Annotated in this window: 25 protein-coding genes; 8 read left to right on the forward strand and 17 right to left on the reverse strand. The window is 66.1% G+C overall.

The annotated features are described in order from the left end of the window. Positions 1–176 precede the first annotated feature (176 nt). Together VDQ83_RS11435 and VDQ83_RS11440 are read right to left on the reverse strand one after the other, a co-directional pair. The gene (locus VDQ83_RS11435; protein ID WP_455435011.1) at positions 177–827 is read right to left on the reverse strand and encodes an HD domain-containing protein; all 651 of its coding nucleotides are present in this window, start codon (positions 825–827) and stop codon (positions 177–179) included. Positions 828–856: 29 nt separating this feature from the next. After that, positions 857–1,471: an alpha-ketoglutarate-dependent dioxygenase AlkB gene (locus VDQ83_RS11440; RefSeq protein ID WP_455435012.1), complete on the reverse strand. Its 615-nt coding sequence runs from the start codon at positions 1,469–1,471 to the stop codon at positions 857–859. A gap of 183 nt (positions 1,472–1,654) precedes the next feature. Between VDQ83_RS11440 and VDQ83_RS11445 the strand changes: the two genes are divergently transcribed. From VDQ83_RS11445 to VDQ83_RS11455, 3 genes are all read left to right on the forward strand, one after another. Continuing rightward, positions 1,655–2,665 (forward strand): SDR family oxidoreductase, encoded by a 1,011-nt coding sequence (locus VDQ83_RS11445; protein ID WP_455435013.1) that lies wholly within the window; start codon positions 1,655–1,657, stop codon positions 2,663–2,665. A gap of 250 nt (positions 2,666–2,915) precedes the next feature. Continuing rightward, positions 2,916–3,818, forward strand: a complete 903-nt coding sequence (locus VDQ83_RS11450) for an SDR family oxidoreductase (protein ID WP_455435014.1) — start codon at positions 2,916–2,918, stop codon at positions 3,816–3,818. Positions 3,819–3,829: 11 nt separating this feature from the next. After that, the gene (locus VDQ83_RS11455; protein WP_455435103.1) at positions 3,830–5,641 is read left to right on the forward strand and encodes a glycoside hydrolase family 15 protein; all 1,812 of its coding nucleotides are present in this window, start codon (positions 3,830–3,832) and stop codon (positions 5,639–5,641) included. 145 nt (positions 5,642–5,786) lie between these two features. Here the strand turns inward: VDQ83_RS11455 and VDQ83_RS11460 are convergent, their stop codons facing one another. Continuing rightward, positions 5,787–6,170 (reverse strand): hypothetical protein, encoded by a 384-nt coding sequence (locus VDQ83_RS11460; RefSeq protein ID WP_455435015.1) that lies wholly within the window; start codon positions 6,168–6,170, stop codon positions 5,787–5,789. 208 nt (positions 6,171–6,378) lie between these two features. Between VDQ83_RS11460 and VDQ83_RS11465 the strand changes: the two genes are divergently transcribed. From VDQ83_RS11465 to VDQ83_RS11485, 5 genes are all read left to right on the forward strand, one after another. Next, entirely contained in the window at positions 6,379–7,482 is a 1,104-nt protein-coding gene (locus VDQ83_RS11465; RefSeq protein ID WP_455435016.1) for a sensor histidine kinase, read from the forward strand. After that, on the forward strand, positions 7,479–8,246 hold the full coding sequence (locus tag VDQ83_RS11470) for a LytR/AlgR family response regulator transcription factor (protein ID WP_455435017.1): 768 nt from the start codon (positions 7,479–7,481) through the stop codon (positions 8,244–8,246). The genes VDQ83_RS11465 and VDQ83_RS11470 overlap by 4 nt, the downstream gene beginning before the upstream one ends. A gap of 187 nt (positions 8,247–8,433) precedes the next feature. After that, positions 8,434–8,856 (forward strand): hypothetical protein, encoded by a 423-nt coding sequence (locus VDQ83_RS11475; RefSeq protein WP_455435018.1) that lies wholly within the window; start codon positions 8,434–8,436, stop codon positions 8,854–8,856. Between the two features lie 27 nt (positions 8,857–8,883). Beyond that, entirely contained in the window at positions 8,884–9,882 is a 999-nt protein-coding gene (locus tag VDQ83_RS11480; protein WP_455435019.1) for an XVIPCD domain-containing protein, read from the forward strand. A gap of 324 nt (positions 9,883–10,206) precedes the next feature. Then, the gene (locus tag VDQ83_RS11485; protein ID WP_455435020.1) at positions 10,207–10,677 is read left to right on the forward strand and encodes a GNAT family N-acetyltransferase; all 471 of its coding nucleotides are present in this window, start codon (positions 10,207–10,209) and stop codon (positions 10,675–10,677) included. 97 nt (positions 10,678–10,774) lie between these two features. On the opposite strand, the gene VDQ83_RS11490 is transcribed toward VDQ83_RS11485, so the two are convergent. The 14 genes from VDQ83_RS11490 to VDQ83_RS11555 form a co-directional block, all read right to left on the reverse strand. Next, entirely contained in the window at positions 10,775–10,981 is a 207-nt protein-coding gene (locus VDQ83_RS11490) for a hypothetical protein (protein ID WP_455435021.1), read from the reverse strand. A gap of 180 nt (positions 10,982–11,161) precedes the next feature. Next, entirely contained in the window at positions 11,162–12,370 is a 1,209-nt protein-coding gene (locus tag VDQ83_RS11495) for a hypothetical protein (RefSeq protein WP_455435022.1), read from the reverse strand. A gap of 162 nt (positions 12,371–12,532) precedes the next feature. Further along, a complete protein-coding gene (locus VDQ83_RS11500) occupies positions 12,533–12,748 on the reverse strand; it encodes a hypothetical protein (protein ID WP_455435023.1) in 216 nt (71 codons plus the stop codon). Between the two features lies 1 nt (position 12,749). After that, positions 12,750–13,064 (reverse strand): XAC0095 family protein, encoded by a 315-nt coding sequence (locus VDQ83_RS11505; protein ID WP_455435024.1) that lies wholly within the window; start codon positions 13,062–13,064, stop codon positions 12,750–12,752. 340 nt (positions 13,065–13,404) lie between these two features. Next, complete coding sequence (locus tag VDQ83_RS11510) at positions 13,405–13,764, reverse strand: M48 metallopeptidase family protein (RefSeq protein ID WP_455435025.1); 360 nt, start codon at positions 13,762–13,764, stop codon at positions 13,405–13,407. Next, a complete protein-coding gene (locus VDQ83_RS11515; RefSeq protein ID WP_455435026.1) occupies positions 13,761–16,709 on the reverse strand; it encodes a type I restriction endonuclease subunit R in 2,949 nt (982 codons plus the stop codon). Before VDQ83_RS11515 ends, VDQ83_RS11510 begins: the two co-directional genes overlap by 4 nt. Then, positions 16,706–18,031 (reverse strand): restriction endonuclease subunit S, encoded by a 1,326-nt coding sequence (locus VDQ83_RS11520; RefSeq protein WP_455435027.1) that lies wholly within the window; start codon positions 18,029–18,031, stop codon positions 16,706–16,708. The genes VDQ83_RS11515 and VDQ83_RS11520 overlap by 4 nt, the downstream gene beginning before the upstream one ends. Then, the gene (locus VDQ83_RS11525) at positions 18,018–19,859 is read right to left on the reverse strand and encodes an N-6 DNA methylase (RefSeq protein ID WP_455435028.1); all 1,842 of its coding nucleotides are present in this window, start codon (positions 19,857–19,859) and stop codon (positions 18,018–18,020) included. Before VDQ83_RS11525 ends, VDQ83_RS11520 begins: the two co-directional genes overlap by 14 nt. Before the next feature lie 131 nt (positions 19,860–19,990). Further along, on the reverse strand, positions 19,991–20,881 hold the full coding sequence (locus tag VDQ83_RS11530) for a restriction endonuclease (protein ID WP_455435029.1): 891 nt from the start codon (positions 20,879–20,881) through the stop codon (positions 19,991–19,993). 91 nt (positions 20,882–20,972) lie between these two features. Continuing rightward, the gene (locus VDQ83_RS11535) at positions 20,973–21,161 is read right to left on the reverse strand and encodes a YlcI/YnfO family protein (protein WP_455435104.1); all 189 of its coding nucleotides are present in this window, start codon (positions 21,159–21,161) and stop codon (positions 20,973–20,975) included. Between the two features lie 88 nt (positions 21,162–21,249). Next, positions 21,250–21,483, reverse strand: a complete 234-nt coding sequence (locus VDQ83_RS11540; protein ID WP_455435030.1) for a hypothetical protein — start codon at positions 21,481–21,483, stop codon at positions 21,250–21,252. A gap of 162 nt (positions 21,484–21,645) precedes the next feature. Next, positions 21,646–22,290, reverse strand: a complete 645-nt coding sequence (locus VDQ83_RS11545) for a transcriptional regulator (RefSeq protein WP_455435031.1) — start codon at positions 22,288–22,290, stop codon at positions 21,646–21,648. A gap of 237 nt (positions 22,291–22,527) precedes the next feature. After that, complete coding sequence (locus tag VDQ83_RS11550; protein ID WP_455435032.1) at positions 22,528–23,760, reverse strand: hypothetical protein; 1,233 nt, start codon at positions 23,758–23,760, stop codon at positions 22,528–22,530. A gap of 282 nt (positions 23,761–24,042) precedes the next feature. Next, entirely contained in the window at positions 24,043–24,342 is a 300-nt protein-coding gene (locus tag VDQ83_RS11555; protein WP_455435033.1) for a type II toxin-antitoxin system RelE/ParE family toxin, read from the reverse strand. Position 24,343: the final 1 nt, after the last annotated feature.

The following is a 24,343-nucleotide window of genomic DNA, read 5'->3' on the forward strand; positions in this document are numbered from 1 at the left end:
GCCATGGTCCCGACGGGAGAAGGGAACAGCCGAAGCCCCTCTCCCACCGGGAGAGGGGTTGGGGTGAGGGTCGGCGCGAAGCGACTCGCTGAATTGGTGCGCGAAGCTGCGCCCGCCCCCTCATCCGCCCCTGCGGAGCACCTTCCCGATGGGAGAAGGAGCGCCCAATACAACCACTACACCAACGAAGGCGCCGCAAGCGCCCCTGCATCGTCCGCCGCGAACGCCTCGCCCGCCAGCGCATGCATCCGCGCCACCGCGATCGCGAACGGCCGCAGCACCGGCACACCACGCTCGGCGAAGATGGCGTGCAACGCAGCGTAGTACCACAAGGTGCCGTCGCGGCCGGCGGTGAAACGCGCGAACACCTCTCCACCCACCTCTGGATCCTCCAGATCGGCGACGATGCTGCGCGCGTTGTACAGCTTGTCGCAGGCCGAGACCAGCAGCGTCGCGGCCGGCGCGTCGTGCAGGTGCGCCAGATACGCCTGCTTGCGGGTGCGCCAATCGCGGCGCCTGGCCGGCACGTCCTCGTGTTCCGCCTTGCGCTCGGCGCTGGCGTCGGTGCAGCCCATCACGATCGCCGCGACCTCGTCGCCGAACTGGGCGCGGATCACCGCTTCGTGGCCGGCGCCGCAGTCCTCGACCACATCGTGCAGCAATGCGGCGATCGCCTGGTCCTCGTCGCCGCCGGCTTCCAGCACCAGCGTCGACACGCCCAGCACATGGCTGAAATACGGCACCGTGCCGCCTTTGCGGAACTGCCCGGCGTGGGCGATGCGGGCATAGTCGACGGCGCGCGCGTAGCGTTCGGTGAGAGCGGTCATGCGGCCTTCCTGACGGGAACAGGCCTGCATTATGCGGAATCGGCGGCGCCATCGGCGGCCGCTCCGTCCATCGGCCGCACCCGGAACACCACGCTCATCCGCGGCGCCACCGGCCGCGCCGTCTTCGGAATGCCGTGCTCGTGGGTGAGCTGCGAAGCATGGCTCATCGCCAACAGGCTGCCCGGCGCCAGCTCCACCGCGATGCTGCGGCGGTCGCCGGCCTTGGCGCGGATGTTCATGCGCCGCGGCGCGCCCAGCGAGACCAGCGCGATCGGATGCGGCGCCACCAGCGTGTGCAGCTTGTCGTTGTGCATCGCCACGCTGTCGCGGCCGTCGCGGTACAGGTTCAAGCCCACCGCCGAGTACGGCGCCGGCACCCGCGCCTGCACCGCGGCATGCAGGTCGCGCAGCGGCAAGGTGTCGGGCAGCGCCTGCAGGCGGTACGAGGCCAGCAGCCGCGGCACGTTCACCACCCGGTCGTACATCGGCCGGCGCAGGCATTGCCAGGCCGCCCCGTCGCGCAACGCTTCGAACCAGGCCTGCGCCAGCGCCGGCTCGATCAGCTGCGGCCAGTAGCGGATGCCGCCCTCGGCATCGGCCACCAGGCAATGCGGGAGGTCGTCGGTGGAAGCGAACAGGTCCATGTGCGGAAGATGGGGATGCGGCCGAAGGAGTGCCATCCCAGCATCTGAACGGCTCAGCGGCTGCGACGCACCGCCGCGACGCCGCGCCTGTCACGGGGATTCTTACTTTTCGCCCGCGCCGCGTTAACGTCCGGCTTGGGAGCATGCGGTCTCTCCCCCCGACGGCACAGGCGATACGCACGCATGACGACAGCGCGCAGGACCACAGCAGGCACGACCCGGGCGCAGCGCCCCCACGTGGTGATCACCGGCGCATCCAGCGGCATCGGCCAAGCCACCGCCGAGGCGCTGGCGGCGCAAGGCGCCAAGCTGGTCCTGGCCGCACGCGGCGTGGAGGCGCTGGAACAGGTCGCGCAGATCTGCCGCCGCCATGGCGCCAAGGTGCTGGTGGTGCCCACCGACGTCAAGGACGCCGACGCAGTGCGTGCGCTGGCCGAACAGGCGCAGGCGTTCCTCGGCCATGTCGATCTGTGGTTCAGCAACGTCGGCGTGGGCGCGGTCGGCAAGTTCCAGGACGTGCCGATCGAGGCCAGCGACGCGGTGGTCCAGGCCAACCTGCTCGGGCACATGCACGATGCGCACGCGGCGGTACAGATCTTCCTGGCGCAGGAGCGCGGCATCCTGGTCAACATGATCTCGATGGGCGGATTCGCCGCCACCCCGTACGCCGCCGCCTACAGCGCCAGCAAATACGGACAGCGCGGGTTTTCCGAAGCGCTGCGCGCCGAACTGGCGGACCATCCTCACATCCACGTGTGCGACGTCTACCCGTACTTCGTCGATTCGCCCGGCCTGGCGCATGGCGCCAACTACACCGGCCGCCGCATCGACGGGCCGCCGCCGATGCTCGATCCGCGCCGCGTCGCACGCGCAGTGGTGAGACTGCTGCGGCGCCCGCGCAACACCGTGGTGATCGGCCCGGCGGTCGGCGCGATGCGCGTGGTGCATGCGCTAGCGCCGAATGCGTTCGCCGCGGGCATGGGCCGTTTCTTCGGCCGCTACCTGGCGCGTGCGCCACGCGCGGCGGTGGCGCAGGGCAACGTGTTCCAGCCGCCGCTGTCGCCCGGCGGCGTGGACGGCGGCCTGCGCCGGCGCGCGCAGCGCACCGAACTGGCGACGCAGGTGGCCGCGGTCGGCGCGGTGGCCGCATTGGCCACGGTCGCGGTGATCGCGTGGCGTCGCAGCCGCCGCTAGAGCGCACCGCAGGCGTCGCACACGCATATCGCTCGGTCGTACCGCACGCCGCATCCGTGATGCAACGCGTGCGGTTGCGTCTGCATGTCTGCAGGCAAGGCGTGCCGTGCGGGTATCGCATTTTCACGTGCCCTGTCCATTTCGTTCACCCCACCGCATCCGCGCGATTTTCATACTTGCGTCCGTTGGCCTGCCGAGTGCGTCCACCTCGGCATCGCGCCACGCCCTCCCCATCGCAAGGAGACCGTGCATGTCTGGCAGCAAGAACCAGTTCACGATGCAGAACCCACTGACGCAGTTCCCGCAACCCGAGTTCCCCGAGCAGACCCAGACCCCGCCGGGCACCGTGCATGCGCTGCAACCGGCCGCCGACCATGGCGAACAGACCTATCGCGGCTTCGGCCGCCTGGCCGGGCGCAAGGCGCTGATCACCGGCGCCGATTCCGGCATCGGCCGCGCCACCGCCATCGCCTACGCGCGCGAAGGCGCCGACATCGTCCTCAACTACCTGCCCGAGGAAGCGGAGGACGCCGCCGAGGTGGTCGCGCTGATTGAGGCCGAAGGCCGCAAGGCGGTGTGCCTGCCCGGCGACCTGCAGGACGAGGCGTTCTGCCAGCAGTTGGTGACCAAGAGTGTGGAGGCGCTCGGTGGGCTGGACATCCTGGTCAACGTGGCCGGCAAGCAGACCGCGGTGAAGGACATTGCCGAGCTGAGCACCGAGCAGTTCGAGGCCACCTTCCGCACCAACGTGTTCGCGATGTTCTGGCTGTGCAAGGCCGCAGTGCCGCACCTGCCGCCGGGCGCCACCATCATCAACACCACGTCCATCCAGGCCTACCAGCCATCGCCGATGCTGATCGACTACGCGCCGACCAAGGCGGCCATCGCCAACTTCACCCAGGCGCTGGCGCAGCAACTGGCCGACAAGGGCATCCGCGTCAACGCGGTGGCGCCGGGGCCGGTGTGGACGCCGCTGCAGCCCAGCGGCGGGCAGCCGCCGGAGAAGATCCCCGCGTTCGGCTCGGAAACCCCACTCAAGCGCGCCGGCCAGCCGGTGGAGATGGCGCCGCTGTACGTGCTGCTGGCCTCGCAGGAATCGAGCTATATCACCGGCGAGATCATCGGCGCCACCGGCGGCCTGCTGCTGTCTTGAGCGCGCCGGCCGTGCCCGCCCGCGCGCCATCCCTGCAACGCGATGCCGACGGCACCGCGCCGATCGAGAGCTATGCCGCACTGGGCGACGGTCGCTCGGTAGCACTGGTCGCCGCCGACGGCAGCATCGACTGGTGGTGCGTACCGACCATGGACGCGCCACCGCTGTTCGACCGCCTGCTCGACGCGCGCGACGGCGGCCGCTTCGCCATCACCCCGGTCGGCGCCACCGACGTGCAGCGCCGCTACCGCGACGACAGCAACGTGCTGGAAACCACCTTCCGCACCGCCAGCGGCAGCGCGCGCCTGACCGAGTCGCTCAACAGCGGCGAAGCCGGGCGCCTGCCGTGGTCGGAACTGGCACGGCGGCTGGAAGGCCTGGACGGCGAAGTGGAGTTCGAGATCTGCTTCCGGCCCGGCACCCGCGTCGGCACGTCCGCACCGTGGATGAACGACACGCCCAACGGCCGCGTGTTCCACATCGGCCCGGTGATGGCGCTGCTGCGCCATTCGCAGGCGCTCACCGTCTCCGACTACGACGACCGCGGTGTACAGGCCCGGCTGCGCCTGCACGCCGGGCAGCGCGAACTGCTCGCGGTGCTCGCCACGCAGGACGAAGCGCTGCCGGTGCCGCCATTGGAGGACATCGATGAACGCATCGAGCGCAGCGACCGGGAATGGCGCGAGTGGACCGGCAACCTGCACTACGACGGCAACTACCCGCAGGCGGTGCTGCGCTCGGCGCTGGCGCTGAAGTTCCTGTGGTATTCGCCCACCGGCGCCATCGCCGCCGCGGCCACCACCTCGCTGCCCGAGGGCATCGGCGGCAACGGCAACTGGGACTACCGCTACGCCTGGGTGCGCGATGCCGCCTACACCACAAAAGCATTCCTGCGCGTGGGCGCCCTGCCCGACGCCAAGGCCGCGTTCGCCTGGCTGCTCGGCACCATCGCCAAGCACCGGCCCTGTATCCGCCCCTGCTACACCCTGCATGGCCATCTGGTCCCGGACGAGCGGGAGATCGACATCGCCGGCTACCGCCACACGCGCCCGGTGCGCGTGGGCAACACCGCCACCGACCAGCTGCAGCTGTGCCTGTACGGCGACGTGTTCGAGATGACCGCGCGCTTCGTCGACCACGGCCACATCCTCGACCCGCACACCGCGCAACAGCTGTTCGAACTCGGCAACGAATGCGCCGAGGCGTGGATGCGCAAGGACGCCGGATTCTGGGAACTGGAGGACGCGCAGCACTACACCATGTCCAAGGTCGAGTGCTGGATGGCGCTGCGCCGCGCCAGCGAACTGGCCGAAGCCGGCCACCTGTCCAAGGCCATGCTGCCGCGCTGGCAGCGCGAACAGGCGCGCATCCTCGACTGGATCGACGCGCACTGCTGGTCCGAGGACAAGCAGGCCTACACCCTGTACGCCGGCAGCGACGCGCTGGACGCCGGACTGATGCTGGCCTCGCGCTTCGGCCTGGGCGAGGTGCGCCGCGAACGCATGATCGCCACCCGCGAGGCGATCCGCCGCGAACTCGGCATCGGCGACGCGCGCGCCTTGCTGCACCGCTACAGCGGCATGCAGGAGCGCGAAGGCGCGTTCATCGCCTGCAGCTTCTGGATGGTGGAAGCCTACGGCCTGCTCGACGAACGCGACGAAGCCAGACGCCTGTTCGAGCATCTGCTCGACACCGTTGGCAACGACGTCGGCCTGCTGCCGGAACTGGTCGACCCGCACTGCGGCGCCGCGCTCGGCAACATGCCGCAGGGCCTGAGCCACCTGGCGCTGATCCACGCCGCCCTGGCGGTGGGCGGCGAATAGCAGCGGCATCGTATCGGCGCCCTAGCGCACCGCCCCTGTAGGAGCGACTTCAGTCGCGACAGACACCACCACAACACGTGCCGCACCCGCCAGCCCGTCACTCACAAAAGCAGCTCCCGCAACGCCGCGCAGCCCCCGAAAAGAACTACTTCCCCATCGACACCGCAAACCGCATCGAAGCATCCACCTCCTTGCGCGGCAACGCCCGGATCCGCACCAGCACGTTGCGGCACACGTCCAGGTCGCGATACACCAGCGTGCGCCCGTCGCTGAACCCGAAACGCACGTCGTAGCGGCAGCCCGCGCCGGCGATGCCGATGGTGGCCGAGTCGCCGCCGCCGCGCAGCGGGTCGGCGTCGATGGCGCGGAACGTCGTGCTGCCGGCATCGGCGACCGCCACCGCGGTCACGCTGTCGTGCGCACGGTTGACCAGGGTCAGGTAATGCTGGCGGCTTTCGCCCTGCGCATGGGCGGTGACCGCGGCGGCGAGCAGCACACTGGCGAGGCAGGCGGTACGGAAGGGATGCATGGCGACGTCTCCGGCAGGAAGGGATGCCGCCTCGTGCGCCTGGCGCAGCGGGAGCGGTGCGCCTATCTGGCGCGCCTGCCATGGCCGCCGCCCAGCGATCCGGGACGAATCGTCGTGCCGGCGTGACCAATCGTCGCCATTGGCCGCCGCGCTTCTCAGCGCACGCGGGCGCGCTTAGGATCGGCGCATCCCGTCCGAGCGTCGCCCGATGAACATCCGCCTGGGTTCCACGGAAATCGGCCTGATCCGATACCTGAGCTTGTGGACGGCCGTGGTCGTGGCCTTCGCCGTGCAAGGCTATCTGTACGACGTGTTCAACAGCGGCGACCATCGCTGGGCGATCGGCGACTACCTGCGCTGGTCGATGACCCAGTGGTACACCTGGGCGGCGCTGGCGCCGCTGGTGTTCCGGCTGGGGCAGCGCTTCCCGATCCCCACACCGTTGCAGCTGCGCGCGCTGGGGCCGCAATGCGCCGCCAGCGTCGGCGTCACCGCACTGGCGATGATCATCGGCGCCTTCTTCTCGCAAGGGCCGTTCTCCGAGCAACTCGGGCAGTTCATCAGCAAGCACTTCGCCATCGGCCTGCTGACCTACTGGGGCCTGCTGGCGATCCAGCAGGCGCTGCACTACCGCAGCGAGAGCGACCGCCGCGAACTGGAAGCCGGGCGCCTGGCCACGCAACTGGCGCAGTCGCGGCTGCAGGCGCTGAAGACCCAGCTGCAGCCGCACTTCCTGTTCAACACGCTGCACGCTATCGTGACCCTGCTCGAAGAGGACGCCGCCTCGGCCGAGGACATGCTGCTGCGCCTGAGCGAACTGCTGCGCGCGCTGCTGGAGGAATTCGACGGCCAGGAAATCACCCTGCGCCATGAACTCACCCTGCTCGACCTGTACCTGGGCATCCAGCGCAAACGCTTCGGCGACCGCCTGACCACGCGCCTGTACATCGACCCGGCCACCCTGGACTGCGCGGTGCCGAGCCTGATGCTGCAGCCGATCGTGGAGAACGCCATCCAGCACGGCATCGGCCGCCACGCCGGCGCCGACCAGGTGGAGATCGAGAGCCGGCACGAGGATGGCCAGTTGCGCATCGAGGTGCGCAACCGCAACAGCACGCTCGGCGACAGCAGCGACGCCGCCGGCCACGGCATCGGCCTGTCGAACACCCGGCTGCGGCTGAAGGAACTGTACGGCGACGCCGCCGAGATCCGCCTGGACATGATCTGGCCGCAAGGCGTGGTGTGCCGCATCCGCATGCCGTTCCGCGAACTGGAGGACGCCGCAGACGCGCCGGAGCACGTGCCTGCATGACGATCACCGCGCTGGTCATCGACGACGAACCGATCGCCCGCCACGCCGTCGTGCGCCTGTTGCGCGAACACGCCGACATCGCCCTGCTCGGCGAATGCGGCGACGGCGCCGCGGCGGTGGCGGCGATCCGCGAGCACTCGCCGGACCTGGTGTTCCTCGACATCCAGATGCCGGAAATGACCGGCATGGACGTGGTCGCGCGGATCGGCGCCGAGCGCATGCCCGCCACCGTGTTCGTCACCGCCTACGAGCAATACGCGGTGCGCGCCTTCGAAGCCAACGCGCTGGACTACCTGGTCAAGCCCTTCAGCCGCGAGCGCTTCGCCGCCACCCTGCAGCGCGCCAAGGCACGGCTGGGCGGCGCCGGCAGCAATCCCGCGCAGCTCCTGCAGGCGCTGGACGCCCTGCGCCAGCGCGATGCCTACCTGCAACGCATCGCCGTGCGCGTGGACGAACACGTGGTGTTCGTCGCCGTCGACGACATCGTCTGGATCAAGGCCAACCGCAACACCGTGCAGCTGCACGTCGCCGGCGCCGTGCACGAACTGCGCGAGACCATGGCCGCCCTCGCCGCGCGCCTGGACCCGCGCCACTTCGCCCGCGTGCACCGCTCGGCGATCATCAACGTGCGCCGGGTCAAGGCCATCCACCCCTGGTTCAACGGCCACCACGTGGTGACCATGGACAACGGCCAGCAACTGCGCATGAGCCGCTACCAGCACGAAGTGTTCCTACGCCTGGTGACCAACGGCGGCGGCGAATAGGCGCGCACGGCGGCAGCCCGCGCAGATCGCATCCATGTTCCGCGCCAGGCTCTAACGCGGCGCCCTGCACCGGCCCGCTTGCGGCCCAGGCGCCGAATCGACAGGCGCAGCCGGCGCAATTACAGTGGGCCTCTCGCCTCGCCGCAGCCGCAGTGCGACCTGCCAGGCCGCATACCAGGAGAAGCACATGAAGCCGTGGCTCGTCGCCGCCCAGATCGCAGGCCTGTTGTTCGCCGCAGGCGCATGCAGCATGTCCGCCGCCGCGAAGAAGACCCCGATGGCCTCCGACGTCCTGGTCGTGCCCGCCGACCTGCCGACCCAGCGCCTGTTCGCCTGCGCCGAGACCAGCATTGCCAAGCTGTCCGAGACCAGCAGCTCCTGGCCCAAGGTCACGCGCAAGGACGACGCCAAGGGCGTGCTGGAATCGGGCAACTTCGAAGAAGCCAACCGCAGCGGCTTCCGCATGCGCATCGAGCGCCCACAAGGCGCCAGCCAGGCCAGGATCGCCCTCAAGGGCGCCGGCGCCTACTTCGTTGACCTGGGCGTGGACCAGGCGATGAAGGACCTCAAGGCCTCGCTGGACAGCTGCGTGGCCGCGCAACCACACTAGCCCCGATCACCAAGGAAGGAGAACCACATGCCCGATTATTCGATTGAAGCAAGATCGCTCGGCGTTGCCGGCGTTGCCGGTCACGACTACTGGGTGCTACGCGACGAGCACGGCACCGCCCTGGCCGAACTGCACGGCCTGGCCACCGACCGCCAGACCGGCGAAGCCATTCCCATCGGCACCGACGAGAGCAAGCACTCGCTGCGCGCCTGGCACTACCCGCACGACGCCGGCTATGCCAACGCCATCGGCGCCAAGCCCGACAGCACCAGCTACATCCAGGAAGGCCAGCCGGCGCGCACCGTCGCCACCGGCGACAAGGAGCAGATCCTGGCGCGCTGGAACACCGCGGTCAGCGCCGTGCCCGAACTCAATGCCCAGGACCTGAACTACCCCAACTACGGCTTCAAGGTGTTCGGCGAGACCGTCAACAGCAACTCCGCCTACCGCACCTTCGGCGAACTGATGGACGTACCGGTCAACGACTTCCCCGGCCGCATCGAACCGGGCATCGGCAACCGCATGCTGTCGCAGGAACGCACCGAGGCACTGCGCTACCGCGAGCAACCGGACCAGGACCGACAACGCGCGCCCGCACCCGCCGAACCGACGCGCCCGGAGCCCCAGGACCAGGCCATGCTGCAGCAGATCCGCGGCAAGGTCGAAGGCCTGAACGGCCCTGACCAACTGAACCCGGCCGACAACGACCGCGTCAGCGCCAGCCTGTACGCGCTGGCCAAGCAGCACAATTTCGGCAGCGTCGACCAAATCGCCCTCAGCCAGCAGACCAAGACCGCCGCAGCTGGCGAGAACATCTTCATCGTGCAAGGCGCCGCCGACGACCCGGCCAAGCTGCGCGCACACATGCCCACCGCCGAAGCGGCACAGACCCCGGTCGAGCAGTCGTTCGACAAGGCACAAGCGCAGCAGCCCGACCCGCCAGTGCACGAGCGCGAGCACCAACAGGCGCAGAACCAGGTGCAGGCACAGGAAGCGCAGCAGCGGCCGATGGTGCAGGCGCTGTAGCCTCGCGCTGGCGACCGCGCTTGCGCCGCCCTGCGCGCGCGAGGCGCGAAGTGCGGTAATGCGGAATGCCGCCAGCATCCGCGCATGGCCGGCGCCACTGCGGCGCCGGCTTGGCCGCCGGCCTGATCGCCCCGCGCCAACGGCCCGTGCTAACGTTGGCGCGTCCATCAGGAGAAGGCCTTTGTCCACCGTCATCGCAGTTCGGACCACACCGGTCGCGACGGTGGGGACACAGCGCCGCTAGCGGCCCTCCGCGGCTTCGTCCGCATCCCCGCGTCTCGACCCGCCTGCCCGCCAGGGCACTGACGCAACGTCGAGAACACCATGATCATCGAAGCCACCCCAAGCGACTTCGCCGCGCTGCTGCGCGCGTGCGCGCCACGCCACTACCGCCTCGTCCCCGACAGCCACATCGCCGAAACCGAAGTCCTGCGCATGCTGGGCGACCTCGCCCACGCCATCGGCCAACGCTTCGCCCCAGCGGCCTGGCTCATCGTCGAACACGACGAAGTGATCGGCCTGTGCTCCGTTACCCGCCTGCCCACGCAGGGCAGCGTGGACATCGGCTACGGCATCGCCGCCGCCCGCCGGGGCAAGGGCGCCGCCACGCGCGCGGTCGCCGCCGTCGCCCAGTGGGCACGCCACGATCCGCGCGTGCACCGGCTCACCGCCGACACCGCCGTGGACAACAACGCCTCGCAGCGCGTACTGGAACGCAACGGCTTCCGCCGCAGCGGCGAGCGCGTGGACTCGGAAGACGGGCCGCTGCTGTGCTGGGAACTAGACGTGCGCTAGCGCGGCACGTCGCTTGCCGGGAGCGCGCGTGGCGTTCCCTGCGAGCGATCGCTTCAGCGTGGCCTGCCGACCATCGGCGTTCGCTGCTGGCCGCGCATCAGCCGCCCGCCAAGCCACCACCCGCACGGCCCGGCAGCGCACCCTCGTCGTCCACCGCATCGGGGTTTTCCAGGTCGCCCACCTCGCGGTCGATGCCCGCCTGCGGATCCGGCCGCGGCGGCGCCTGCCGCGGATCGGCCGGCGCGGTGTCGGAGTCCTTGCCATCGGGCGTGCCATGCGGCGCATGGTCATCGTGCTTGCTCATGTCGAACCCTCCTCATGGATGGCCCGAGCCTACGACCCAAGCTGTGAAGGCGGCTGCTGCGTGGCGTCATGGCGAAGAGGGCGTGCGTTGCGGTACGCAAGCGCGATGGCGAGCACCCCGCTTAGTGGCGCACACCGCCGCTTTCCTACGAGCACCTACGCAGCGCAGCGGCTATCCGCTTCATTTGCCCGGTTGCGCCGCCGCAGCGGCATCCTCCTTCTTCGGGGCTTCCACCCTGCTCCAGCTCAGCACCTGGCTCGCCGGAATTAGGAAGCGCGGCTTGTGTTCATCGCCGAGTCCACCGGGCGGCGCCACATAGAAGTCCGAACCCAACCGCGTCAACACGTCCACCGAGCGCAACACGAACACGGCCGACGTCGGCTGCGCCCGGTCGCACTGCGCCGCCGGCCACGCCGCCTTAGCGATCTGGCAGCCCTGCTCGGTCACCTGCAGCTGCACGCCGGGCAGCATGCCGATGCCGAGCTTGCGCACGGTGACGTCCACGCTGCCGAGCAGCGCGCCGCTGTAGACAACCAGAATCAACAGCGTCGGCGCGAAAACCCGAATCCGCCTTGACCACTCGATACGATGGGTCACGTACACCGCCCAATGGGCGAAGACCAGCATCAGCGCAGAAAGCGCGAGATAGAACCAGTCCCTGCCCCGCACGGGAGGCGCCACGTAATCGACAGCAAACGCGGCAAGTGGCCAGAAGGCCAGGTACATCAGCAGCATCAACACGAACGTATTGTGCCGCTTGCGCAAGATCGGCCAAAACCGACGGACGCGATCAAAGTCCCAGGCGACGGTCAGCACCATCAAGGTGATCGCACCAACGCAGAAGCCGGCGATGACTCCATAGGTCGCCACACCGCCGAAGCCCGAGCGCGCGCAGAGCAGCATGATGGTGTAGTACGCGGCACTCACCAATGCCGCTCCCGCGAACACCCACATACTGCCGAAGATGCGCTCCTGCCGCGGGCGCGGCGCAACCTGCGCGCGCCGATAGTAGGATTTCAATCCCTTGCGTGGCGCATTGTCCTGCCTCGGCCGCAACGGGACGGGCAGCACGTGCTGATCGACCAGCATCCCGATCACCCACGCGGGCAGCGCAAGCACTGCCAAAAAACCGAGCAGCGCAATCGCACCAAACAACGCCACCGCACTCAGCACCACGCCAAGATCGCCGAGCGACAGCGACGGCACATAGCCGATGCGCAGGAAGTGCGCCAGCACCATGCCGCCACCCCAACACGGCACCAGCCATTTCAGGTCCACCCCGAACGTCTGGCGCAACATGCGCCACAGCGGCATGGCCGGCGCATTGCGTTTCCCCGGTCGCTCGCCGACCTCGCCGCCGCCAGCGGCGGCCTCCTCGCTCTGCTGCATCGTGGTTCCTTGGCGCTTGGCCGCACTGTTTCCTGGCAGAGGCCAAGCATACGCAAGGTCCGCCGCACGGAGGCAGACACTTTCTTGGGACCGCGTGCCAACCGACCGGATCGGCATGCCGCACGGAGCAGCTGGGCCAAACGCACTCTTGCGCCGCGTCGCTCAAAGCTTCTGCTTGGCCACTTCATCAAGGATGCCGCGCACCGCATGCGCCGCGTCATAGATCGCCTCGCCAAGCACAGGCAAGGTCCGGTGATCGAAATGAGCGGCACTGCCCGCGGCGATCACATCGCCATAGACCGTGATCGTCCGCATCAGGCGGTCGAGCGCGTCCACCTGCTTCAGGGTCAGGCCGAAGGCAAAGGATGGAGCGGCCATCTCACTCCCTCCCCCGCGTCGAAGCGTCCACGGTGTCGGCGCCAAGATCCTGGCCCGAGTAAGGAGACTGACGACATGCCGGCCACGACACCTCGCGCAGTACCATGTCCAGCTGCTCCGCGAGCAGTTCCATGCACACCGCCAGCTCACCCGTGCGCACCTTCGGTGCGGCCTCGCGTTCCTCCGCCACGCTGCGTGGCTCTGACAGTCTTGCGAGGAACTTGATGAACTCGCCCAACCGCACCAGCCGGAACTGGCTCTCTTCGGGCAGAAAATAGCCCGCCATTTCAAGATCGTCCGTTCTGTACTCCGACATCGTCGCCTCTCCTTCCATGAAGTGGCCGTCCGCCGCCATGGCGGACGGGAAGTCGGGAGGCTGGAAATCGCACACAGCCGGCGGGGCTATTCCCCTGGTGGGCGTTTTATTCACAGCCCTCCCGACACAAACATTGCGTCAGTTGCAACACTCTTAAAGCATGCAGGCACAAAAACCCGCCGGTTTGTCGGAAGTGGGTACCGCCATGTGCGGAGTTCGAGGCTCCGTTTTGCAACTCGCTACTGGCCAAGTGTCGCGTCAAGAGAAGTCGGGTCGATTTCGGATCGCTCAAGAGGTAAGCGCACGCCGCCCAACGCATTGCCGACAGCTGATTGACAGATCATTTTTTGACAAGAGAAAATTTCTTTCCCGACCTCGACGCTCGCCCGCAGACACCGGCAGGAGTTTCCACATCGAATTGACGCCAGCGCGGCACATAGGCGCTCATCAATGCTTTAAACACTTTTCCATGCGTTGAATAGCGAAGATGCAACAACTCATGGACAATAACGTAGTCTTGAAATTGCTCGTCTCGATCAAGCAGGTCGATAGCCAAAGTAATGGTTCCTGACGACGAACATGACCCCCACTTCTGGCGCATCTCTTGTAAGCGCACGCCACGCGGATTCACCTTCAACTTAACCGCCCATGTCATCACGCGACGCTTCAGATCCTGCGCGGGATAACTTGAGGGCTTCACTTGTCACCCTCCATAAGCAGTATCCGAATGACGAGGTCCACGACGCGTGCCCGTTCAGTCGCAGCCAAAGCCAGAAATGGCCTATACATCGCCGCTCGTAGTCGCCGCTGCTCGTCGGCATTGACAAGCGCATTCGGGAATCGGCCAAGTAGCTCCTCAGCCTCCTTGGCCAAAAGCATCGGATCGAGGGCTTCCGCCCTGACGGCCTTGTCGTCACGCAGCACCCAGGCCACAGCAAAGGCGCGAGCGGACAAACCGCTGTCACGGGCCGCCCTCATCGCGGCTTCCTTTTCCGTCGCCAGTGCTGCCAACTGATCCATTGCTGCCAAACCGGTGGTTTTGCGCTCCTCCAAGTCCTTCAAGATGCGTTCGGCCCGGTCTTTCAGCGGTTGAAGTACGGGCGCGGCGGCAGGGTCTGCGTCGATTTCCTGCTGCAAGCCGCGCACGAGATTGAAGACCTTGCCTTCGTCGCTGCCCTTGTCGCCGCGCAAGGATTGGAGGGTGGCTACATCAAAGGTCACGCTCTTGGTGAGGCGCCCCAAGCCTTGCTGTTCGGCACTTTCCTCGATCAGACGGCGCGTCTTGTAGGCCAGGTCGGCGATGAAGCCGACCTTCTCGGCATAGGCATTGCGCACCGCTGCATACAGTTGACTCAACTGCTTGTAGCTGGTGATGTGGTCGCGCAGCTCCGGCGAGGGCGAAAGGATTTCCCACAGCGCCTCGATTTCCTTGTAGTGCTCGAAGAATGTCTTGCGCGCTTCGGGTTCAAGGAAGCGTCCGAATACCAATTTTTCCAGCCGCTCGTCTGGCGCGCCCTCTACATTGGCGTCCAGGTAGTCCTGCTTGGCCTGTGCGATGCGGCGCAGGAAGTCCTGCAAGAGCACGTCCAGATCCTCAATCACGCCACCCACGTCGCTGGAATCAAATTTCAGCGCCTTCTTCAGCTCGCGCAGCACGCCGACGAAGTCCACGACCAGCCCCACCCGCTTCTGCACGCCGTTGGCATCTACATAAGGCCGGTTCACGCGCGCGATGGACTGCAGCAGCACATGGTCGCGCATCGGCTTGTCGAGGTAGAGGCAATACAGCGGCGGCGCGTCGTAGCCGGTGAGCAGCTTGTCGGTGACAATCAGAATCTTCGGGTTTTCGGCGGGCTTCTTGAACAGCAGGCGCGCCTGTTCCTCGGCCTCGTCGGAAAGCTGCAGCTTCGCCACCAGCGGGCGGTCGATCACATCGGCTGCGTTCTGGGTATAGACGGGTTCGCTCCACTCCGGCGGCAACAGCTTGTCCAGCGCCTGTTTGTACTTGGCACAGGCTTCCCGGTTCACTGCCACCACAAACGCCTTATAGCCCAGCGGCAGCACGTTTTCCTTGAAGTGTTCTGCGATAAAGGCAGCCACCTTCTCGATGCGGTCGTCGGCAGTCAGAAAGGTGCGCAGCCCCACGGCGCGGTCGAGCACCTTGTTGAGCTCCTCCACATCCGATACGCCTTCGCTTTCGGCAAGCGCGAAGAACTCCTTGTCCAGCCGCTCGGCGGGCACGGTCATTTCGCTGGGCGCCATCACGTGCTTGATCGGCAGCGTGGTCTCGTCGGCGATAGACTCGGCAATCGAGTACTTGTCCAGGTAGCCGGCGTCGTCCTGCGTGCCGAAAATCTTGAACGTCCCTTCGCCCTGTGCGCTGCGCGCGATCGGCGTGCCAGTGAAACCGATGATGGTGGACTTGGGCAACGCCGCCATCAGGTAGGTGCCCAAGTCCTTCGCCACCGAGCGGTGCGCCTCGTCGATGAAGACATAGACGTTGTCGCGGGCGCAGCTATCCTTCCTGATGTCCTCGAACTTGTGGATCATCGAGATGATGAGGCCGCGAAAGTCCGCATCCAGAAGTTGCTGCAACTTCGCCTTGTTGTTGGCGCGCTCCACCGCGATGTCCTGCGCCTGCATCTCGCCCAGCAGCCGCTCCACCCAGCCCTTCAACTGGCCTTCGAGCTCGGTGCGATCCACGATCAGAAGCACGGTGGCATTGTGGAAGCGTGCTTTGTCCTCCAGGATCTGCCGCGCCGCCGTCAGCAGCGTGAAGGTCTTGCCCGAGCCTTGCGTGTGCCAGACCAGGCCGCGCGTCTTGGCCGGGTCTGCGCAGCGCGCCAGGATGGCGTCGATCGCGCGGCGCTGGTGCTGGCGCAGCACGGACTTGCGGGTTTCGCCGTCCTGCACGTAGAACAGAATCCAGTGCTGCAACGTGCGCAGGAACTCGCTCGGCTCGAAGAACGCCTGCACCGCGAAGCGGTAGCTTTCCTCCGGCGCCTGTTTCCAGCGTGCCATGTCGCGACGGTTGGCATTCCACGTCACGCCATACCAGTAGTCGAGCAGGTGCGTGACGTTGAACAACTGCGTGGTCGCCAGCAGCTCCGGCGTTTCCAGTTCGTAGCGGCGCACTTGCTGGATGGCCCGCTCGATGGCACCGCCATCCTTCGGGTTCTTGTGCTCGACGATAACCACCGGCACACCGTTGACCACGAACATCACGTCGGCGCGGTTGCCCTTGGGCCGCGCCGGCGACTTGCTCTTCCATTCCCACGTGACGTGAAAGGCATTGCCTGCCGGATGCTCGAAGTCGATCAGCGTCACCGCGCGGTGGCGCTTTTCGGCATCGTCGTACCAGGCGCGTTCGCCGCGCAGCCACGACAGCAGTTCGCGGTTGCCTTCGATGCTGGCGGGCAGCGCGTCGAGCGTTTCGACGATGGCACGCACCGCGTCCGCCGTCAGCCACGGGTTGAAGGCCGCGAGTTTGCTTTCCAGCACGTCGCGGAAGAAGGTGCCGCCATCGCCGCCGCGCTTGGCGCGTGCATCGTCGGGCGAGATCGTCGTCCAGCCGATGTCTGCCGCGTGACGCACCATCGGGAACTGCACGGTGCCTGCTTCACTGATTTTCAAGGGCTTGTTCATGCCGTGGCCTCAGCGACTTGTGGCGTGGTAATAGGCAGTGCCGACAAGTCGAGATCGGCGACGCGGATTTCGCCCTTCATAAGCTTGTGCAGCAGAGACTGGAACAGTTCTTCCAGCACCGCGCGCTTTTGGCGATGGAGCGCGATTTTGCGGTCGATGGCGTCTAAGATGGTGACGATTTCGCGTTGCTCATCGAGAGTGGGAGGCAGTGGAAGCGGCAGCGAATCAATGGTTCCGGTGTTGAGGTTGTACTTACCATCCGATGCAGGCGTGGCGCGGCCGGCGACTTGTGATGTGCCAATGTGCGATGCGTAGAAGTAGGCGACAAATCGTGGAACAACACTCGATTTGAGGCGAGCGCGAATTAGATACGACGCAAATAGCGATTTCTGCGGCTGCCCCTGATAGACAGCGCAAGCACCCAGACGCTCCAACACACCATTGGTGCGGATGAAAAGCAAGTCGCCGCTTTGTAGAAGATACTTCCCGGCTTCAGCTTCAGAGAGGTTGCAATACTTGAGGTCGTTTGCATTTACTTGACCAGGCTCCAAATTAGGAATCCGCAACACCGGATAGCGTTGCTGCTGCGTGGAGCAATGAACCGACGTGCCGTATTGCAGCCACTCCCGCACCGTGCTGAAGCTGACCACATCCCAGCTTTCCGGCATCAGCCCGATCTCGGTCTCCTTCTGCGCCTCGCCGCGCAGGCCGCGGGCGAACAATTGGGTCATAGAGGCGTGCTTGAGCTCTTGCGCGCTCTGCGCGGCCTTGTCCTCGACCGACATTGCCGCCTGTATTAACTCTAGTGCGTCAGCCGCTTGCTTTTGCTCTTGCGGATCAAGATCCGGCATCGGCAGGTCGAGCAACACACTTTCGGGCACGCGCTGCCGCCCGGTCGAACCTTCCATGCGCTCGGCAACAAAGTGGCGCACATCAGGATGCAGCAGGTAGAAGAACAACAGACGCGGATCGTGCTTACCGCTCGCGAGCGGGCGCAGCGGAATCACTTCCGTTGTGGCGTAGCCAAATGGTAGCGGCAACGACTGCACGAACGCCTGCTTCCCATTTTCAAAGGAAGGCGTGATTTTTGAGACAAGCACATCACCGCGCTCAAAGTAAGTTCCGCTCGTCAATGCGTCCGGCGATTTAAGGGTGAACGCCGGCTCATAAGCTCCGCCTTGCGGAATCAACTCCATCGGAATAAACGGAATGGCCGCGTGCGAGCGAACGTCGAGTTCGCGCGATTTCTTGGTGACGCCGTAGCTATCGCCGATGCGCAACCAAGCTCTGCCATCTTGGTTGGCCAGGTCAAGGAGACTCATCGGCAACTCCCGCAAGCAGTTTCGCAATGGACGCCGAAAGTTGGTGCGCTTCGCCATCAAGCTTCGCCAGCTTCTTAACTAGCGATGAGATCGACGCAACACCAGTGGTGCTGGACTGAGCAACCCAGCGACTCGGACTAAGGTTGTAGTCCGCTTCTTCCTCCGCCTGCTGCGCAGTGATGACAGCCATCTCACCCACGACCGGCTCACCCTTCAGATACATCGCTGCTAGCGTGCGAATAGCTTCCTCGGGCAGGTAGTTCTTCGGCTTACCCTTGCGGAAATACCGACTGGCATTGAGCAGATGGATCTTGCCCTTGCGCGCGGCAGGCTTGCGCTTGTTGAGCACCACGATCACACCCGCTGCGGTGGTGTTGTAGAACAAGTTTTCGGGCAGCAGGATCACGCCGTCGATCAGGTCGCGGTCCACGAACCATTTGCGGATGTTGCGCTCCTTGTCCTCGTTCTTGCTGCCGCTGCCGCGCGTGACCGCACCGGTGTCCAGCACCACGCAGGCACGGCCAGCCTCGTCCATCGCGGCCAGGGTGTGCTGCAACCAGGCCCAATCGCCCTTGCCGCTGGTGGCGCCGCCCGCCGCCTGGAACCGCTCGAATGGGTCGTTCTTGAACAGGTCCGGGATGAAGGGCTGGTTCCACATCGGGTTGGCGATGAGGATGTCGTGGCCGCGAATCCTGCCCGCCGCGTCGCGGAACTTGGGATTGATCATGGTGTCGCCGCGCGCCAGCTCCACCTCCATGTCGTGGATGATGGCGTTCATGCGTGCCACGGCGTAGCTTTCGGCCTGCAATTCCTGGCCACTCAGTTTCACGGGCACACGGCTGGTAGGGTCGAGTTCGCGGGCAACGAGCTGCATTTTGATCAGCAATCCCGCCGAGCCACAGGCGTAGTCGTGGCAGGTTTCGCCGGGGCGCGGGCGCAGGATGTGCGCCATCAGGAAGCCCACCTCGGTGGGCGTGAAGAACTCGCCCGCGCTCTGGCCGGAGCCTTCGGCGAACTTGCGCAGCAGGTATTCGTAGGCGCGCCCCAGAAAGTCCGGCTGCACGTCCGCCAGGCCGAGGCGATAGCGTGGATCGGAGAACGTTTCGACCACGCCGCGCAGTTTGGCGGGGTTGATGTCGCGCTCGCCGTTGCGCTCGGCGGCGAAATCCACCACGTCCAGCACGCCGGACAGGTCGGGGTTGTGCTTTACAACGGCGCGCACGGCGCGGGTAAGGTGTTCGCCGATGTCGCGCGGGGCAGTGCTGCGGCCTTTGTCGTCCACGGGCCAGTCGTAGACTTCGCGCCCACTGAGCACGGACCAGCGCGCTTCTGGCGACAGGTAGAAGCGCAGCAGCGAGTGGTCGGATTCGGCAATTTCCAGCGCGGTGGCGCGGTCGCCGTAGTCCTCGGCCAAGCGCGTGATTTCGTCGTCGAACACGTCGGACAGGCGCTTGAGGAACAGCAGTGGCAGCAGGTAGTCCTTGAACTTGGCCGCGTCCTTCTCGCCCCGAATGGAGCAGGCGGCATCCCACAGCATTTGCTCCATCGGCTTGGTGGTGGGAGCGGCCGCCGCCCGCCGCCCCCGGCGAGGCGTTGCAGAGACAGAAGCCTGCACCTCACCTGCGGCGGAAACCTCCGACACACCGGCCTCCAGCGCGAGCGCGGCAATTGCCTCCTGTGCTGCACGTTGCGGCTTGCTGATGCCGCCTTCCCAGCGATTGACGGTGGCAAAGGAGACCCCAAGACGGTCGGCGAGCTGTTCCTGGGTGAGAGTGAGTTCTGCGCGGATCGCGCGAAGCGTCGCGGCGAGAGAGGCTGTATTTGTCATGTTTGCTATATTTGCAATATAGCGAACGCATGTCAAGAGGATCTTAGCCGCGCGATAGAGAGAGTTTCAGCGCTCCGGCGTTGCGCGACCCGGGCCAAATTCACACAAGTCATTGATTAATATTGTTTTATTCAGTCATCCCCAGCAAGAAACCATACAGGCTTGAGCGGCATGCGGGTGCGGGCGACATCGTCGAGCTGGGCATAGTGGGCGGTCCACAGACCCAGCAGCTTGCGCGCATCGATCAGGTTGATGCGGCGATGCGACTGCCGTGCTTCGTAGTCCGCATCCTTGGTGAAGCCGGACAGGGCCACGAACAGGCCCACGTCGCCCTCGCCGAGCACGGCCATGAAGCTGCGCAGACCCATCACGTCGATGCGCGGGGAGTTGGCGTTGCGCTTGACCTGCACCTTGATGCGCGGCGGCCGGGTGCCGAGCGGGTCGTTGTAGGCAATGATGTCGGTGCCTCCGTCCTTGCCGGGCGGGGCGATCCAGGCGACGTGATAGCCCATCGCCTTCAGCAGTGAGCCGACGAGTTCCTGGAACTCGTAAGGCGGCATCGCCGCCAGATACGCCTCGATCTCGGTCCACGCCATTTCCTCGGCTTCTTCCAGGGTGATGGTGGCCGAGCCCTCGGCGATCTCTTCCTCGCCCTCTTCGCCTTCGATGGGGTCGGGCTGGGCGCTCTTCCATTTCGTGTAGAGCTGACCGACCGCGCGGTTGAACTGCTCCGGGTCGGGATAGGCGTGCAAGGCGGCTTCGCCCTCGGGCGTCAGCGTCCAGATGCCCTTGTCCTTGACCAGCCAACCGGCCTTCACCGGCGCCACGGTGCTGAACCGCACGATCTTCTCGAAGCGGCGGCCGCCGGTTTCGTAGTTGCCTTCCTCGTACTCGGTCAACGTGGCCTGCTTCGCCAACATCTCCAACGCTTCGCTGGCCCGCATTCCCTCCGGCTGCGCCTTCAGGATCTGGAACAGCATGCGGATCAGCTCGCCTTTGCGACGCTTGGTGATGTTGGCCATCGGCTTTTCCATGTCTCCGTTGTCTTGGGTGCGGGACGCATGCTCAATGATAGCCGCCTTCACGCTGGGGCTTACCGCCAGACTCTTGGGTTTAGCCTTTGCGCGCCGCTTCCAACCGGGACTGCAGCGCCGCCAGCACGTCGTTTGCCTCGACATAGCCGCCTGATTGGCTGGCCTTGTCGCGGGATGCCAACCCACGCGCGACGAAATGCAGCGCACCCTCCCCTTCCTCGGACAGCGCTGGATCGACGCGGGGTGCAGGAAAGGATGCAGCTTTCATCGCTGTCGTGGACCGGATATTTCGATCATTGGATTTCGCCATTGCAATGCTCCTTGCAGGAATAGTTGCTTCATGCGGCGGCGCTCGCTTATGCGTTAAGCCCCAGCGCCACCCGCACCGCATCGCACGCCGCAATCAAATCCAGCACCAGCCGCTCGCTCACATCCAACTCGCCCTCGTACTCGGCGACGTTGCGCTGGTGGTGGCACTTGTCCAGCACCCGCCACACCTCCGGCCCCAGGCCCAAGGTGTGCGGCAACACCTGGAACACGATGTAGCGGTTGTTGGCGCGGTAACCCTTTGCCGCAGCGCCGCCAGGCACAGCGCGTGCGCGGCGTTGTAGGCCAGCTCGAATCGGCTTTCCAGGGCCAGCGAGGCGTTCTTGGCGTCGCCCAGGCGGGCCAGGCCCGAGCGCGTCAGGCCTTCCAGTTCGCGCGGGTCGGTCGGTTCGGCGCTGAGTTGCTTGCCGGGGCCGGACAGGTTTTCAAGTGGCGAGGTCATCCATGCCTCCGATCACCCAGATCTTGGGTTGCTGCAGCACGCGCTGCAGGAATGCGTTTTCGTCGCGCAGCCGCTTGGCGTAATCGGCACGCGTGTACAGGGTGGGGTTGACCGGGCGGCCCAGCCGCGCCTGCATGCCATCCAGCGCGCGCATCAGGTCGGCATAGCCCAGCGTGTCGGAGATCACCATCAGGTCGATGTCGCTGCGCGCGGTGTCGCTGCGCTTGGCGACGGAGCCGTAGACGAAGGCGGCCACGATGTCCGCGGCGATGGGCTGCAGGGCCTCGCCGAGCGGGCCGGCCAGGCCTACGGTCTTCTGCACGATGCCCAGCAGTTCCTGGTGGATGGGCGAGCGCGGGTCGGCCTGGTAGCGCCGCTGGTTGCCGGTGCGCTGCACGCTGAGCAGGCCAGCGTCGGCCAGTTTGGCCAGTTCGCGTTGCACGGCGCCGGAGCCGGCGCCGGTGGCGGCGATGAGTTCGTTCATGCCGAAATCGCGCTGCGGCTGGCCGTACAACAAGGCCAGCACGCGCTGCTGGGTGCGGGTGAACAGGGCGTCGGCCATGCCCGATGGCCGTGCGGCTGGCACGTGCGGCGTGGCGGTCTTCGGAGTGGTGGTGTCGGCCTTCATGCCCATAATGGGCACGTTACTGCCCAATTTGGGCATTTGCAAGGCTGGGGGCGATCAGATCGCGCGTCTTTCAAGCAGCCTGATCGCGCGTAGTGCGGGATGGCGCTTGGTGACGGACCCTCACCCCAACCCCTCTCCCGGGGGGAGAGGGGCTTTATGCCACTGGGCTTTTCTCTCGGCGCGCCTTCCGTCGTCTGTGGGCTTGGCGGACGCTTGCGATGCGGGCTGCGCCGCCGCCTAAACCGGCGCCAACTGCCGCAACTGCGCCTCGCTCGGAAAGCTCCGCACACGAAAACGCGGTGGGTAGAAGCCAGGCTCCGACTCCATCAGGTCGCCAACCACGGCCGCGGCCTTGTCCCAGTCCACGAACACCATGTCCGCATCCTGGCCTTCCTTCGGCGAAACGAAAGCGATGCGCTCGGCCTGGGGCAGCGAGGTGTCCACGCCCTGGGTCCACGTGGCCAGCGAGAATTGATGCCCGCTGCCGTCGTTCTCCTCGAACACGCGGTAGGAGGCGACGAAGACGTCCTCCTGGTTCGCTTCGTGGATCTTTTCCAGGAATTCCTTCTGCATGGAATAGGTGGAGGCATCCATCAACCGCCGCAGGTCGCCCTGGCGGCGCCGGTGTTCGGGCTGCGGCAACGCGAAGGGGACGATGCGGCGGTCGTCGTCGTAGGCGAATGCCAGCGAGGAGATGCAGCGGCCGTTCGCGGCGGCTTCCAGGCTCAGTTCCAGCATGCCGGCCATCGCCGTTTCGTCGCGGTCGCCCACCACCAGCAGGCAATCGCGCGTGGGCAGCATGAACACCGGCCGCCCCTTCACCGGGACGCGCTGCAGCACGTCGGGCAGCAAGGCGCGGCTGGTGTCGTAGGCATCCTGCCAGGCGCCGCGGAAGATGCCTGCCGCGACCTCCACGAAGCGGTCCGGCGTGGCATCGCGCAGGTTGTCGCGGGCGATGGCCAGGCCTTCCTCGAAGGTGATGCCCCACGCGTCTTCCGGCCCCTGGGTCAGGGTCGAGGTCGATTCGGGGCGGTCAATCGCCAGCAGTTCGACGCAGTCCTCGGCCACCTCGCGGCAGACGACCGTGAAGGGTGCCTCCCAGCCGTGCTGGCGGACATGGTCCAGGCGCATTTCCTCAAACATGCCGCGGTGGCGAATCACCGGCATCAGCGTCGGCCGCACCTGCTCGAAGGTCTTGGTCTCGTTTTCCTCGTTGTGCCCTTCCACGAAGGCCGCGACATAGCTGCGCAGCACTTCGACCCGGCCCTGGCGATCGGCCGTGGTATAGGCGTGATAGGCGTTGTGCAGGTTGATGATGCGCCCGCGCTGGTCGGCAAGGCGGAACTCGTCCGGCCGGTAGGTCAGTTCGTCCGGGTAGCCCTGCGCACGCAGCGCATCCCCGAACAGCTTGGCGAACGCATCCGGACTCGGCTTGCGATTGAACAGCTTGTCGAACAGTGCTGCGAACATCAGCGGTCTTCCTTGTTGGAATGTCGTCGTGCTTGTTGCGCGCAGAACGCTAGCACAGCCGTAGCAGTGCCCAGGCATGCCCCACAAAAAAGCCCCGCCGAAGCGGGGCTGTTCGTCTCCGAATCAATTGCCTCGATCAAGCAAGCGGACTATGCGCCATGCTATCTGGCCAGCTCGCGCGCCACAGGACGCTGCGCCTCCTCCCCTGCCATGCGCTTTTCAGGATGTCGCCTTCCGCGCCAGTCCGCATGTCGATGCCATGCGCGAGTGTCGGCGTCGGTTTCATGCATCACGTGCATAGCCCGCCTCCCGCTGTGCGCGGAGCGCCAGCACGACCACCGTGTCGGTCACATCCACATAGCGATACAACGCCACGTACCCGTGCGAACCGCGGCCCATCACCAGTTCGCGGTTGTCTCCATGGATCGGGCGGCCGATCAACGGATTGCCTGCCAGCACGTCGAACGCGCTGACGATCTCCTCGGCTCTCTCTTCTGCGTGCTCGCTCTCGTGGTCGCGCAAATACGCGGCGATCCGCTCCAGGTCCTCGATCACACCGGGAGCGAAGCGGATGCGCGTCACC

It is taken from the genome of Xanthomonas sp. WHRI 7945 (assembly GCF_035026585.1).